Origin of the sequence: Pedobacter sp. BMA (genome assembly GCF_001027745.1) — a bacterium.
GTDB lineage: Bacteria > Bacteroidota > Bacteroidia > Sphingobacteriales > Sphingobacteriaceae > Pedobacter.
Window position 1 is genome coordinate 59,200 of sequence record NZ_LECU01000011.1, and the last position, 14,721, is coordinate 73,920.

The following is a 14,721-nucleotide window of genomic DNA, read 5'->3' on the forward strand; positions in this document are numbered from 1 at the left end:
TCTTTTCATGTTGTGGTTTTTAGTTAGTTGTTTATTTTTATTATTTATAAAGGGTGGTTAATCCTTTAGGCAGTGTTTTATTTTACGGTAATTATTTTATTTTTGATAAAAAAACGGATGTTGCCTGTTTCTTCGAGCATGGTAAGTACCGAAGAAATGTTATCAAAGCGGGATACAGAGCCTGTAAACGATGGAGTGTTATTTTCATCCAGCTCACTTACAAAACGTACACCATACCAGCGTGACAATTTGCGTAGAATACTTTCAAGTGGTTCATCTTTGAAACGGAATTCTCCGTTTTTCCAATCGATAGCCAATGCCGGATCGATTTCACTAACCTGTAAAGCATTGTTTCTAAATACAGATTGCTGATTAGGTGACAAAACCTCATGTTGCCCGCTTGCCGAAACCTGAACTGAACCTTCGAGCAAAGTTGTTTTAATATTATCTTCATTAGAATAAGCATTGATATTAAAATGGGTTCCCAATACTTCGACTTCCTGTTTTGCAGTCTCGACCAAAAACGGATGGGTTTTATCTTTTGTCACCTCAAAATAGGCTTCCCCAGTTAAACTAACTATACGTTTTTGTTGCCCACCAAACTCGCCCGGAAACGTTAAGGAACTGGCTGCATTCAACCATACCTTTGTTCCGTCGGCCAGTACCACCTGATGCTGTCCGCCAGCTGGGGTTTCAATGGTGTTCTTCTGGTTGCTTGCGTCCGCATTACGATCGAGAATGGTGAACACAACAACACCGTTTGCAGCCTTTTCTATTTTAATTCCGTTCAGCGTATCAAGCGTACCATTTCTTTCATCAAGATTGATTTTCTGTCCATTGGCCAATTTAAGAACCGCTGTGTTTTTACCTGGAGCAATATCATTTGCATATCGGCGGGAAGCGTCTTCGTTCCTCATTCTCCAGAAAACAATGGTACCTAACAGCACAATCGCTATAGCTGCTGCAATGGCTGAGATCATTCGAAACCTCGTCACCTTAAGGGAATTCGTGCCGCTTGCTTCCTTTTCTGAACCTAGGTTAATTTGAGCATCAATTTTTAGTTTTAATGCGATACCAAAAGCTACCTTATCTTCTTCAGACTTATTCCAGCTAGTTTGTTCAAGCTCTTGTTCCACCCAATCGTTAACGGCATCGGCTTCCTTCACACTTGCCTGTCCGTCATTATAACGCTTTAAAAGTTCTTTAACTTGTTCGGTTTTCATAGGTATTTAGGCAAGCTAGAGGACGCCTTACAATACTATATTCCGAAAAGAGGACTTTGGTAGTAGATTTATTTTAGAAAAAAATAAAATTATTTTAAAAGATGCGCAAAAAGCACTAGCATTGTCCCTGATAGATTCAATTTCAACGATTTTGCAATCAGTTTAAGCGCATTATTAATCTGTTTCTTAACAGTTAATTCCGATATCCCAAGTTTTTGAGCAATTTCCTTATGAGAAAGCTGTTCATCACGGCTCAAAACATAAACTTGCCGCATCTTCCCAGGTAGTTTCGAAACCGCTGTATCAATATTTTCCTGAAGTTCTTTTACAGAAATGTCATCTTCAGTTTGCGCTGTAGTGTTTTCAAAATGATATCCGAGGCGCTCGATAAAATTTTCCTTATGTATATTCTTTTCGATATACTTTAATGATAGATTACGGACTGATTTAATCAGGTAAGCTGCAAGCGGCCCTTTAACTTCCAAAGATTCCTTACGGTTCCAGATGGATACAAAAATCTCCTGTACAATATCAGCGGCTTCATCTTCTGATTTGGTGAGTTTGACAGCGTGATTCATCATCTTTTCCCAAAATCGATTATAGATTTCTGTAAAGGCTGTGTGCTCCCCGTTTTTTAAACGCAGTAGCAAGTCATTATCCGATAATTCGTTTACAGACGCCATACAATGAGACGAATATAAGGATTTGAACAGAGTTTAAACACTATTTCAATGTCAAAACAAAAAAATAACTACAAAATTAATAGACATTATTTCGGCAAGACATTTATTTGTGGACTTAAATCGGTTTAGTTAAAAAATCTTTATCCACGAACTCTATTACTATGTTACCCGGAGATCTCCCAAATGCCGCAGATTGGATTTTATGAAGAAGTCTCATGGCATAATAAATCTAAAAGATCAGCGAAATCTGCGCGATCTGCGAGAAATTATTGTATAACAAGACGTCGCAATTCTAATAGTATATGATAAATCAATCCTTAATTATTGTGCCCACATTTACAAACTTATATGTAGGTAACATGCCTGATATTGATTTCACCTTATTAAACTGAATATCCTCGGCATTTGTCACATTTACTTTTGCATTTTCCGGTAGTATAATATTACTGAACGATACGTTATTTAACCGATGCGAAACATCTTCAAAACCATTGATATCAATTATTACGCCGTTCGGAACAGCGATTGACATATCAATATTCCTGAATACAAAGTTTTCGAAAGTTGGGATTTCTGTTGCCGGCTCGCCATCATTATTATAATTTACTGCAGAGAATATGGTGATTTTCATCAGCTCACAATCGGCAACAGTTACATTCCTAACGTAACCTCCCCTATCTTTAGTCCCTTTAATCTGCATACCATGAAGGAGTTTCCCTGCTTTACAGTCTTGCACCAATACATCACTTACCCCGCCCGACATTTCACTGCCAATAGATATTCCGTGCCCATTTTTGAAATCACAATCAGTTATACGAACATTTTTCGTTGGCTTTGCTATTAAGAATCCTTCGGGGTTCTTGCCAGATTTGATGGCAATGCAATCATCCCCCGTATCAAAAGTAGAATTAAAAATATAGGAATCAGTTGAAGAATCAGGGTCTATACCATCGCCATTTCTGATGTTTTTAGTAATGATATTTAAATTATAGCAACTTATGTCATCACTATAGATGTAATGGATAGTCCAGCATGGCGGTTCGGTAACGGTAAGTCCTGAAATACTTACATTTTGGGCGTTCATTAAACAGATTAAACGCCCTCTGCTTCTGATCCCATTGGCTTTAGTCATGGCCTCACCAAGCTTTCGTCCACCACCTACAATTTTACCTTTTCCGGTAATGGTTAAATTTCTGACATTGTAACTCCCGTCACGGTTAAGCGTTCCTGCATTTAATAAGCTGGCGTAAGTTTTCATTTCCCAGCCTTCAAAGCGGTTCAAAATCATTGGCAGGTAGTCTTCCGGAACCTGCGTCCCTTTTAATACTCCCCCCTCCTCTATTTTTAATGTCATGTTACTCTTTAAATGTAAAGCGCCGGATAAAAACGTGCCTCTCGGAATGAATACTGTACCTCCCGCTGAACAGGCGTCAATGGCAGCCTGAATGGATTTCGTATTGATCCTTGTGCTGTCTGCCACTGCACCGTAACTTAAAATATTAAAGATTTTTCCTGATACCATTGTTTTAAATCGAATACTATTGCTTAAGTAACTTGCCCTTGCTTTCCCTTTTATCAACACTTTCGCAATGTACCATGTATTAGGTTTTAATTCGGTAATTGTAAAATTGGTTTTGCCACAATAACTAACTCTCTTATTGTTCACCACAATCTCGTAACCCAATGACTTAGCTTCATCCTGCTTTTCCCATATCAGCGTAACCGATCGTTCAGATAATGTACCTGGTGCGATCAACAAATTAAATTTACTGGTATCAAACGCGTTAACTACGGCTGGCGATAAAAAAAGAGTAAACAGGAAAAATGTAATCGCAAGGAGGTATTGAATTTTTGGCATAATATATCTGGTTATGAAAATGATTGGCTATCAATTCCAACAAATATAGTGTACTCTCAGAATAATCCATCCTGCTATGTACTGCCCTGTAAATTCTTATAGTAACGCTGCCGTTTATTGTAGAATAGTGCTTTCAACTAATGGAGTTATTTAATGTTAAAACACATTATGCTGACAAACATTCAGGCTACAATCCCGTTTTTTACATAGAATTTAACACAAAACAATATGTCATTATTAGAAAATAAAGTAGCGGTTGTTTCTGGCGCAGGTTCAGGAATTGGTCGCTCCATTGCCATCACTTATGCACAGGAAGGTGCTAGAGTAGTTGTGTCCGACATCAACGAAGAACATGCAAATGAAACCGTAAAATTGATACAGGAAAATGGAGGCGAAGCTTTCGCAGTAAAATCTGACGCCTCAAAAGCGGAAGAAAATAAGTCGCTGGTCGAAGCAGTAGTAGCCAAATATGGCCGCCTTGACATTGCCTGTAATAATGCTGGAATTGGCGGGCCTGCAAAACTAACAGGTGATTATGAACCTGAAGAATGGGATCGCGTGATTGCACTTAATTTAAATGGCGTTTTCTATGCCTGTAAATATCAGTTACAACAAATGGAGAAGAACGGTGGTGGTTCAATCATCAATATCGCTTCTATTCACGGACAAGTTGCTGCACCGAATAGTCCGGCTTATACCGCCTCAAAACATGCTGTAGTTGGACTTACTAAAAATATTGCCGCCGAATATGCGCAGAAAAACATCAGGTGTAATGCTGTAGGCCCGGGTTATATTGAAACACCACTACTGAGTGCAAACCTTAGTCAGGAAATGCAAGACGCAATCGCAGCTAAAAGTCCGATCAACAGATTGGGTAAAGTGCAGGAAATTGCAGATCTGGTTGCCTTTTTAAGCTCAGATAAATCAACATTTACTACAGGAAGTTATATCATTGCCGATGGCGGATATACTGCAATCTAGCATTAAAGATATAGAACATAAAAAAAGCGCGATGAATATTTATTGCGCTTTTTTTTATCTTCTTTCGAGAAAACCCAACTATTCAGTCCTTCACTCAATTAATAACTTTCCCATGCTTGATAATCATTGATAACTTTTTTAACCCGTTGATATCTTCCAAAGGATTCTGCTCGGTAACAAGCAGATCAGCTTTTTTACCAACTTTAATACTACCGATATTTTTATCCTGACCAATCGTTTCAGCCGAAATCAAGGTTGCGGCTTTCAGTGCTTCGGCCGGGGTAAAATCGCAGTCGTTTACAAAATAATTGAGTTCTTCAATCAAAAATGGATATGGATTGGTAAGCACGGTAATTTTATCGGTGCCTGCAGAAATTTTAACGCCCATTTGATGAAGCTTTTTAACCAGTTCAAATATCCATTGTTCCTTAACTTCCGAAACGGTTAGTGTGGCATCGAGAATTACATTTCTACGTTTCATTTCCCCGGCCAGTTCCGATACGTCTATGCGGCTTCCAACACTGTCCTTATAGGCTTGGGGAACTTTTCTATAATTCATTTTCGGATCATTTATCAATGCCGACAACATACTGGCATGCGATATAACTTGAACACCTGCCCTCACCACTTCCAAAGGCCTTGCAGGATACATCATGGCATGTCCCCAAACCAGCAAGCCGTTTCTTTTTGCAGCAGCGGCTACCTCCTTCAAAAAAGTACCATCAAAAGAATGATACAACTTTACCCCTGTTGCACCGCACTCCTTAGCAGCTTTCATAGCACTGTCGAGGTTTGTTCCCGGCACTATCAGTTGTTCCCATGGATGATAAGGTTCTTTTCGGATATGCTGATCGCGGTTGTAGTACCAATCGCCCGCCATAAAGGCAGCATAATAAATATCGACACCTGTTTTGATATCGTGATTTACATCGGCCTGAACCTTCTGCATAATTGCCCCGTTCCCTGCGGCATCGCGGATGGTGGTAATTCCGTGTTTGAGCAGGTAATCAAGTACCTTATACGATCTTTCGATGGGTGATCCGCTGATATTGGTTACGTGTGCATGCGAATCAACCAGACCAGGCACCAGGTATTTGTGCTGAATATCTATTACCTCTCCTTTGGTTCTATTTCCCTTATAAACAGATGCTATGAGGTCATTTTTAATTAAAACCGTCATATCACTCATCACCCTGCCTTTTTCTATATCTATAATATTGGCATGTTTTAAAGTAAGATATACATCCTGTTTCTCCTGAGCCATGTTTACAGATGGATTATAGATTGAGAGCAGAACAGTTAAAATCAGGTAAACAACAATATTTACTATTTTCATATTTATGGTATTAATGGGATATTAATCAAAAAATGCAGGAGACATCCATCATCCTGCATTGTCATCACTAACTATTAACTAAAAAACCGTTTCTACCCGGTTGTTAATTTTAAATATTTTACTTTCCGAAAATGGCAGACAATTGCTTTTCCAATGCATCACCGCGTAAATTTCTTGCGATAATCTTTCCCGAAGGATCAACTAAAAAGTTAGCAGGAAGGCTTTTTACACCATATATTTCTGCTGTTTTGCCATTGGTTGTTTTAGGATCATTTAACTGAAGCCAAAGTAACTTATCCTGCTCAACAGCTTTTAACCAGTTTTCTTTCGAACTGTCCATAGATAAACCAACAATCGTAAAGCCTTTATCATTAAATTTTTGGTAGGCATTGATCAGGTTAGGGTTTTCCAGGCGGCATGGTCCGCACCAGCTTGCCCAAAAATCAATTAAAACATATTTGCCCCTGAAATCACCTAGCGAATGTACTTTTCCATTCCTGTCGGCAAGCGCAAATGCTGGTGCAGCTGCACCAATTCCAGTAACACTTACCGCATCGATAAATTGTTTAATACGAACGCCATAAGAACTCTTGTGGACATTGCTATCCAGTGTTGCATAGGCCAGCCTGGCTTTTTCGTGGTCAGGATAAACCACATACATATCAAAAACAGCGATGGAACTACATACATGTCTGGCATTGCCTGAAATAAATGCGTTCAGCACGCTATCCTTTAATTTTTGATACGATACATTGTATTGCTCCAATGTTTCCCTATCCGCTTCGTGATTTCCGGTTAAAGCGGGTCTCTTTCCGGGTATTGCTAATAAAGCTGCCTTATAGCCGTTGAAAAGATCATTTTCTTTTGAACCAGAAACTTCGAGCGCATATACTTTACTGATATCCCCACTTATTTTAATCGGACTATTTTCGAGCAAAAAAATTCTGATTTGCTGATTTACCGACGTTGACAAAGTGCAGATTACGGTTTCAGTTAAGGGAATTCTGATGGCAAATGAATCCTTAACGGCACTCACCGAATCTTTATATACCTGATCATTCAGCTCATAAGAAAATGACACATATCCCTTGCCAATCCCCTTTATGTTTCCTGTGCAACGCGCAAATTGTTGCGCATACACAGAAGAACATATCATCATTACTAATATTTGGAAAGTGATTTTTTTACTATTTTTCAGCATGATATATGGTTGTTAAGCCTTAGTAATTTAAACCCGGAATCGGCGATTCGTTTACTATTTTATCCAACATCTGCTTTAAGTACTGATAGTGGATTTTAGTATCATAATCGCTGGTTTTAGAAATTCCATTAGTAATATCCTTACGCAGATCTTTAAGGTGTGCGAAAGCGAGCGACTTCACATTAGAGTAAAGTAAAACATCTGTAGGGGTTACAGAGGCCAGAATATTATCAGTAGATCCCTGCAATGCGAAGCGTTTGTTATACATGGTAATGATACTTCCTACATACATTTTCTGTAAAGCACGGCGATATTCATCTGTAGCTTTACCGCTGATTAGTTCGCTAAAAATACCCGCCTTAAGATCTTTTAACCACTCTCGCGGAGAATAGGCACCCTTACCATAATCGCGTTGGTTAATCATCATTCTATACAAGCGGGTTTGTGAAGTTACCGATGCCACTACTCCCTGCTGTACGATCTGAACATCGTTAAAAGAAAAACCAGGATCTATTTTGTTCAGGATATCTTTATTGAGCAACCATTTTGGTGTAGCAAATACCTGCTCGTTATAGAACTTAATGGTTTCTTTCTGACGGGCAAGACTTACCGGCTGATAAACAGCGCCGGGCTGGTCGTATGTTTTCTCTGTAACCATTACACCACCAAGATTTTTAAGCACATGGAAAGCATAGCGGCTATACTGACCAACTGCTTCTTTGTACATCTCCTTAAGGTCCGAATAATCTTCTCCATCTTCCCTGGTCCAGTTAATCAGTTGTGGAACTATTCTTTTCAGGTTCTTAATTCCATACAGACCGGCCTTGATGTTATCATCGCTTAAATCTTCGGATTGAGAACGCGGATCCTGATCTCTACCTTCGCCACCAAACCAAAGCCTTTTATTCGAAGCAAGACTATCGATGGTAATTTTGTTTAATATTTTCTTGTCTTCTGCAGCATTTGCAGTTCCAAAAATCGGCTTGTAACCCCACTGAATTGCCCATTTGTCGTAATCATTAATACGAGGAAAAATCCCGGATTCGCTGATATGGTCTTCAGGCTGCGCTACGTAATTGAAACGTGCATAATCCATGATAGACGGCGTATGCCCATGAGCTTCTACCCATTTTTTATCTCTCAGTTTTTCAACCGGCACAGTACTGCTTGCGCCCATGTTATGACGTAGGCCTAATGTATGACCAATTTCGTGAGAGGAAACAAAACGGATCAACTGGCCCATTAATTCATCATCGAATTTGTTTTTGCGTGCCCTTGGATCGATGGCTCCTGCCTGGATCATATACCATCTGTGCACCAGGTTCATTACGTTATGGTACCATCCGATATGGCTTTCAATGATTTCGCCTGTACGCGGATCGGCAATGTTTGGGCCATAGGCATTTTGCTGAGGTGAAGCAAAATAACGGATCACCGAGAAGCGTGCATCGTCCAGGCTCATGGTGGTGTCTGCTTCCGGCCATTCTTTAGCCACAATGGCATTTTTAAAACCGGCCTGTTCAAATGCTTTTTGCCAGTCGTTTACACCTGCAATTAAATAAAGTCTCCATTTTTTTGGGGTAGCCGGATCGATATAATAAACTATTTGTTTTTTAGGTTCTACCAGTTCGCCTTTTTTAAACTTTTCGATGTCTTCTTCTTTGGGTTCTAACCTCCAACGGTGAATAAAAGCTTCCTGTTCTACCTTCTGCTGGTCGTCTTTATACCTGATATTGGCACTGGCAAAGAAACCTACCCGGGCATCGTACATTCTCTTGCGCATGGGTATTTCGGGAAGCATTACAAATGAGGTATTCATTCCCAAAGTAATGGCACCTGCCTCGCTTGTAGCTGGTAAACGTCCGGCAAATGAAGTGTAAGTTCTGATGGTTTTAACCTCTGTGTTAATAGGAAAACTTTTTACACTTTCAATGTAAGAGCGGTCTGCCACCTGTGCGGCCAGATTGTAAGCTTTTTTATTTTCAGCGTCAAAAGACAATAATGGAGTTTCACTTAAAAGAAAGTCCGTTACATCAATCACAACAGATGAAGAATCTTTTCCCTTCGCTTTAATTGGGAAAGCCGCCATAATCGGGTTCATGTTTGAGCTGGCCACGGCTTTTGAGATCATATCTGTCGAATCGGCTACACTTACCGTTGCCGATACCTTAAGGAATAGTTTATTTGACGGACCTAATTCCCAGTAAATTACCCTGGAGCTTACCTCTTCGCCACCGTAATTACCTGCACCAGGAGTAGATTTGCTTAACCTGTTAACAGCCAAAATTTCCTTATTAAGCAACTTATTGGAAATTTCAAAGAAATATTTATCCGCAATTTTATGAACTGTAAACAGTCCTTTTTGTGTTACCGCTTTTGAAGTAATTACTTCTGCATAAGGCTTTATAGGATTTTTAAGCGAATCGGTTTTAGGCTTTGGTGCAACTGCTGTTGCCACGGTAGCTTTCTTCTTCTTTTTCAAAATACTGCATGATTGGGCGGTTGCACCAAGCATGCCGATGGCTAAGGCCAGGTAAAAATACCTGACCTTAAAGTGGTTTCTTGTGTTCATTTGTATGTTTAGTAACCTGGGTTTTGTGTTAAATTATAGTTGGCATCTATAGCTGCCTGTGGAATCGGGAATAATTTTGATTTAGGAGTGTAACTTGTTTTAATGGCCGACAAAACGGCATCTGCTTGTCCGGTACGTTTCAAATTATACCAGCGATATGCTTGTTCACAGAAAAATTCTTTGCGGTTTTCCAATGCAATATCATTGATCAGCGTAGCCGCATCAGTTGAAGTACTCAGCGTTGCGCCAGCCCTGTTTTGAATAGTATTCAAATCGTTTAAAGATCCGCTTAAGTTCATGCCCATTCTGGCGCGTGCCTCTGCCCTGATCAAATATTGCTCAGCTAAACGCATTACGATTTGATACTCCGTAATACCTGCGGCTACTGCCAACGCCTGAGTACGATACTTGTATTTAAACGGATAGCTATAGGTTTCGCCGGAAAATGTTGTGCTAGCCATCCAGCTTATCCGACGCTGATCTGTAGTTAAAAACAACTGGATCAATCGTGGATCTATTCTGTAATTATAAGTACTCAAGGTAGTTAATGTTGATGGAATAAAAGTTGTAGCTTCGTTGGTATATTGGTTTGTTGCCGCTACCGGTGGCGGAGTTTGCCAGATACTTTCGGTACTGTTTTTTATAAACAAACCTGCTGCAATACTGGCTTTTGGGATTAAACTATACTGTGATGAAGCGATTACCTCTGATGCATTTGATTCTGCAGCTGCGTAATTATTTGTGAACATATAAACACGGGCCAGAAGTGCTGCCGCAGTAAATTTATTAACCCCTATCCTGTCGCCCGATGTTGCCGAATAATCGCTAAGTAAATTTGCCTTCGCATCAGTTAAATCTGCTATGATCTGATTATAAACATTTGCAGTAGTTTCTCTTGCCTGAAATGCGGTGATGTTTGGGTCGGTTACTAAAACCAGGGGCACATCTCCAAATTCATTTATAAGGTTAAAATAACAGTAAGCCCGTACAAACTTAGCTTCTGCAGTATATTGTTTTTTGATGGCATCAGATGTTCCTGACGTATTTTGCAGGCCTAAAATAATAGCATTTGCACGGTAAATAACAGTGTACCACTCAGCAAACACCGTAGGATGACTGGTGCTTACATTAGAATAGGTGTTGTTATTTAACTCCTGAAAACCTGCAGCCGTTCCAAGATAAAGCAAATCATCAGCTTGCAAAGAACTGTAAAGGGTTATGTTATTATTTTGGGTAGAAGTTTGTGATAATGTGCTGAACAATGCCGAACGGGCACTGGTTGCAAGTTTATCGGATGCAAAAACCAAATCAGTAGTCACCTGGTTTACAGGAGGATCGATTTCAATAAGTTTTTCACATCCTGTATTAACTATTGCGGTTAAAGCCATCATTATGGCCATTATTTTATATATCGATTTTGACATGATGTTTGAGATTAAAAAGTGAATTGTAAACCTCCGGTTATCGTACGCAATGGTGGTGTTACTACACCCTGCGATTCAGGATCGAAACCTTCATAATTGGTAATGGTGAACAGGTTTTGTGCCTGTAGGTAAACACGGAGCTGTGTGCCTGTATCTTTCGATAGCCATTTGGTAGGCAGTGAGTAAGATATGTTTACGTTTTTCAACCTGATAAAAGAGGCATCAACAACCGAAGCGTCAGAACCAGTGTAGTAAGAATAAGCGAGGTAAGCTGCAGATCCTGCTGCACCACGTGTTCCTGCCGATACAAGATAGTCCTGAGAGCCAAGTGCCAGGTAATCATTTACTACACTTAATGCAGCATTGCTAAAGTATCCAGGAGGGTAGAATGATGAAGTAAGCAAGCTTCTACCCTGCTGCTTAACAAATTGGAAGGTAAAATCTAAAGTAAGCTTTTTGTAAGAAAGACTGTTGGTAATACCGCCGAAAAATTTAGGATAAGATGTTCCTGCAAAATAACGGTCGCCACGGCCTGTTGCAGCAAAACCTGTTGTTGGGCTGTTTACCCCGCCAACGCCATTAAAATCGGTAAACATGGGTAAGTTAGTTGCCGGATTTATACCTGCATACTGATAAACATAATAGGAACTGATCGGATTTCCTACGATATAAGTTGTATAATAAGAAGATTTTTCAATGTCGGGAAACGAGAGTAATTTATTGCGGTTCGCACTGATATTGAAAGATGTAATCCAGTTAAAATCCTTGTTCTTGATGTTCGTGCTTGTTAAGGTAATTTCCCATCCTGAGTTCTGTACTGTTGCAGGCAGATTACTTTGATAACCAGAAAATCCGGTTTGTGTACTTACAGTCTGATTAATTAACTGATTACTGGTTCTATTACGATAATATGATCCGGTGATCGACAAACGATCTTTAAAGAAAGCTAACTCTAAACCTATGTCCAGTTTTTTAGTTTCTTCCCATTTATAATCAGGATTAGCCAGACGTGATGGATTTAAGCCTGTAGATCCGGCATAATTATAAGTTGATGCAGTATAAGAGTCAAAATATCCGTAGTCGCCAATATCATCACTACCAACAATACCGTAACTGCCACGGAGTTTACCAAAGCTAAACCAGCTGAATTTATTTTTCAAGAAATCTTCCTCAGAGAAAATCCAGGCGCCACCGACCGAACCAAAGTTTCCGAATTTGTTATTAGGACCAAATCTCGATGATCCGTCTCTTCTGTAATTTACATTCAGAATGTACTTATCCATTAAATTATAATTCACACGTCCAAACAGTGAAGTGTATTTATAATCGATAGAGCTACTTGTTGTACTTACAGTAGTTGCTGCTGTAGAGGTTCTTAAGAAATCATCTGACGAGAATCCTGATGCAGAAGTACTATATGGCATTTTTGATTGCTTGAACTGATAAGAACCACCTGCAAGTGCATTTAATGTACCTTTCCAGATTTTACGGGTGTACGTTAACTGCGGTTCCAGTATATAGTTATTGGTATAATTATACACATAGCTGGCAGTACCCGATGTTGGTGTAAAATTTGGATTAAGTGACGTTAGTGGCCTGAGGGCTATCTGAGTCATATCAGTTTTACTATATCCCAAACTGGTTTTAAAATCCAGTCCTTTTGCAATATTGTATTTCAACAACAAATTAGTCAACAGGTTAGAGGTACGGTTATCGTTGGTTTGGTTTAAATATGCCAATGGATTGCTAATCCCCCCATCCCAGTTAAAACTTCCATCTGCCTTGTATAAAGGGAAGTTTGGAGGTAGTGCGTAAGCCCAGCTAGCTAAATCTGTTGTTGAAATATTGTTCTTATCTGTAGAATACATTGCAGATAAGGATAAACTGAAACGCTGATCAAGTGAACTGTGGTTCAGGTTGAATTTACCACCTCCTCTCTGATATCCCTGATCGCCAGGATACACATTACCTTCCTTATGGTATGTTCCGCTCAGGTAAAAATTAGTACGGTTATCTCCACCAGATAAACTTGTATTAACATCATGTGTTTTAGCAGTATTTCCAAGCATATACCTCTGAAAATCGGTATACCCGTTCTGGTCCCAAACCAATAGATCGGGAGCTGTGGTTACACTTGGAGTTGCCGGATTGGTGGTATTGTTTGCAAAGGCTTTTCTTCTCAAGGCAAGATATTGCTCAGTTCCCACAGTTTCTACAAAATGTGTAACTTCTGAAACTCCTGATGAAGCATTTACGTTAAATTTTGTTGCTCCGGCCTTTCCTTTTTTGGTTGTAATTAAAATTACACCATTGGCTCCTCTTGATCCGTAAATAGCAGTAGCATCGGCATCCTTTAACACTTCGATACTTTCGATATCAGAGGGATTAATTGTGTTCATCGGACTGGTATTTCCTTCTGCAGATGGCAAGGCAGATGTTGAAGTTGCAGTTGATATAAAAGAAGCTGTATTAATAGGTTCGGAAAGAAAAGGTACACCATCAATAATATACAGAGGACGATTTGCTTTTACACCATTTAATCCGATTGCATTTGCACCTCTAACCTGAATGTTAATACCTGCACCTGGTAAACCATTGGTTTGTGTTATGGTAACACCTGCAAGACGTCCTTGCAGCGCCTGTAAAACATTGGTAACCGGCTGATCAGCTATTTCGTCTGCACTGATTCCAACCTGCGAACCTGTATTAAGGCGGCGTGTGGTTGTACCATAACCAATCACCATAATTTCATCCAGCTTTGCAGGATCTAAAACCATTTTTACTATTAAGCTTTGTGTAGCAGTCACTTCTAAAGTTTTATAACCAATATAAGACAGAACAAGAGTCGGATTTTCATCAGTAGCAGCAATATAAAACTTACCGTTGTTTCCAGATATCGTTGATCTACTGGTGCCTTTTACTTTGATCACCACACCGGGTAAGGGCGTACCGGTTTCATCCAGCACCGTACCAGAAACAGTAATGTTATCAAAATAACCGGTAACCTTATCCAGAAAGGCTTTTTCCTGAATAATTACAGTTTTATCTTTAATAGTATAAGTGAGTGATTGATTAACTAAGCAGCGTTTTAGTACTTCGTTGATTTCTGTGTTGCTAACATTGATATTTACTGGTGTAGATTTAGAAACTAAATCCTGATCGTAAATAAAATCGTAACCTGTTTGTATTCTAATCACTTTGAATACATCAGTTAAATTGGCATTTTTTTGATTAATAGTAACCCTTTGCGCAAGTGTAGTTGCACTTACCTGCATCATTACGGCCAATAACAGGAACGTAGTTACACGCATAATCAGTAGAAATTTTTGGATACGGACAGATGCCCCACCCAGTTTGTTTGGGTAAAATTTGTACATTTGTTTGGTTTTAAAGTTTATTAGTCAGTCGATTGATTTTGAGCTCTAAAAATCCTAAGCCGGAGG

General features: G+C 39.4%; 9 protein-coding genes. 1 reads left to right on the top strand and 8 read right to left on the bottom strand.

Features of this window, described 5'->3' with window-relative positions:
• Nucleotides 1-77: 77 nt before the first annotated feature.
• The 3 genes from AB669_RS20760 to AB669_RS20770 form a co-directional block, all read right to left on the bottom strand.
• Nucleotides 78-1,223 carry a FecR family protein gene (locus AB669_RS20760; RefSeq protein ID WP_047801289.1) on the bottom strand — a complete coding sequence of 382 codons (1,146 nt, stop codon included), beginning with the start codon at nucleotides 1,221-1,223 and terminating at the stop codon, nucleotides 78-80.
• Nucleotides 1,224-1,312: 89 nt separating this feature from the next.
• Nucleotides 1,313-1,906 carry an RNA polymerase sigma factor gene (locus AB669_RS20765; RefSeq protein ID WP_047801290.1) on the bottom strand — a complete coding sequence of 198 codons (594 nt, stop codon included), beginning with the start codon at nucleotides 1,904-1,906 and terminating at the stop codon, nucleotides 1,313-1,315.
• Nucleotides 1,907-2,216: 310 nt separating this feature from the next.
• Entirely contained in the window at nucleotides 2,217-3,764 is a 1,548-nt protein-coding gene (locus tag AB669_RS20770; protein ID WP_053058523.1) for a glycosyl hydrolase family 28 protein, read from the bottom strand.
• A gap of 228 nt (nucleotides 3,765-3,992) precedes the next feature.
• Here AB669_RS20770 and AB669_RS20775 point away from each other — a divergent pair, with 228 nt between their 5' ends.
• Complete coding sequence (locus tag AB669_RS20775) at nucleotides 3,993-4,745, top strand: SDR family NAD(P)-dependent oxidoreductase (RefSeq protein ID WP_047801291.1); 753 nt, start codon at nucleotides 3,993-3,995, stop codon at nucleotides 4,743-4,745.
• A 94-nt stretch (nucleotides 4,746-4,839) separates the two neighbouring features.
• Here the strand turns inward: AB669_RS20775 and AB669_RS20780 are convergent, their stop codons facing one another.
• The 5 genes from AB669_RS20780 to AB669_RS20800 form a co-directional block, all read right to left on the bottom strand.
• Nucleotides 4,840-6,081: an amidohydrolase family protein gene (locus AB669_RS20780; RefSeq protein WP_047801292.1), complete on the bottom strand. Its 1,242-nt coding sequence runs from the start codon at nucleotides 6,079-6,081 to the stop codon at nucleotides 4,840-4,842.
• 118 nt (nucleotides 6,082-6,199) lie between these two features.
• Nucleotides 6,200-7,240, bottom strand: a complete 1,041-nt coding sequence (locus AB669_RS21700) for a TlpA disulfide reductase family protein (protein ID WP_197082463.1) — start codon at nucleotides 7,238-7,240, stop codon at nucleotides 6,200-6,202.
• A 61-nt stretch (nucleotides 7,241-7,301) separates the two neighbouring features.
• Nucleotides 7,302-9,854 carry a zinc-dependent metalloprotease gene (locus tag AB669_RS20790; RefSeq protein ID WP_053058525.1) on the bottom strand — a complete coding sequence of 851 codons (2,553 nt, stop codon included), beginning with the start codon at nucleotides 9,852-9,854 and terminating at the stop codon, nucleotides 7,302-7,304.
• A gap of 8 nt (nucleotides 9,855-9,862) precedes the next feature.
• A complete protein-coding gene (locus tag AB669_RS20795) occupies nucleotides 9,863-11,278 on the bottom strand; it encodes a RagB/SusD family nutrient uptake outer membrane protein (RefSeq protein ID WP_047801293.1) in 1,416 nt (471 codons plus the stop codon).
• An 11-nt stretch (nucleotides 11,279-11,289) separates the two neighbouring features.
• Nucleotides 11,290-14,655: a TonB-dependent receptor gene (locus AB669_RS20800; protein WP_047801294.1), complete on the bottom strand. Its 3,366-nt coding sequence runs from the start codon at nucleotides 14,653-14,655 to the stop codon at nucleotides 11,290-11,292.
• Nucleotides 14,656-14,721 lie beyond the last annotated feature (66 nt).

Coding starts and splice junctions, on each gene's coding strand:
- AB669_RS20760 (WP_047801289.1), bottom strand. CDS start 1,223: ATGAAAACCGAACAAGTTAAAGAACTTTTAAAGCGTTATAATGACGGA.
- AB669_RS20765 (WP_047801290.1), bottom strand. CDS start 1,906: ATGGCGTCTGTAAACGAATTATCGGATAATGACTTGCTACTGCGTTTA.
- AB669_RS20770 (WP_053058523.1), bottom strand. CDS start 3,764: ATGCCAAAAATTCAATACCTCCTTGCGATTACATTTTTCCTGTTTACT.
- AB669_RS20775 (WP_047801291.1), top strand. CDS start 3,993: ATGTCATTATTAGAAAATAAAGTAGCGGTTGTTTCTGGCGCAGGTTCA.
- AB669_RS20780 (WP_047801292.1), bottom strand. CDS start 6,081: ATGAAAATAGTAAATATTGTTGTTTACCTGATTTTAACTGTTCTGCTC.
- AB669_RS21700 (WP_197082463.1), bottom strand. CDS start 7,240: ATGATGATATGTTCTTCTGTGTATGCGCAACAATTTGCGCGTTGCACA.
- AB669_RS20790 (WP_053058525.1), bottom strand. CDS start 9,854: ATGAACACAAGAAACCACTTTAAGGTCAGGTATTTTTACCTGGCCTTA.
- AB669_RS20795 (WP_047801293.1), bottom strand. CDS start 11,278: ATGTCAAAATCGATATATAAAATAATGGCCATAATGATGGCTTTAACC.
- AB669_RS20800 (WP_047801294.1), bottom strand. CDS start 14,655: ATGTACAAATTTTACCCAAACAAACTGGGTGGGGCATCTGTCCGTATC.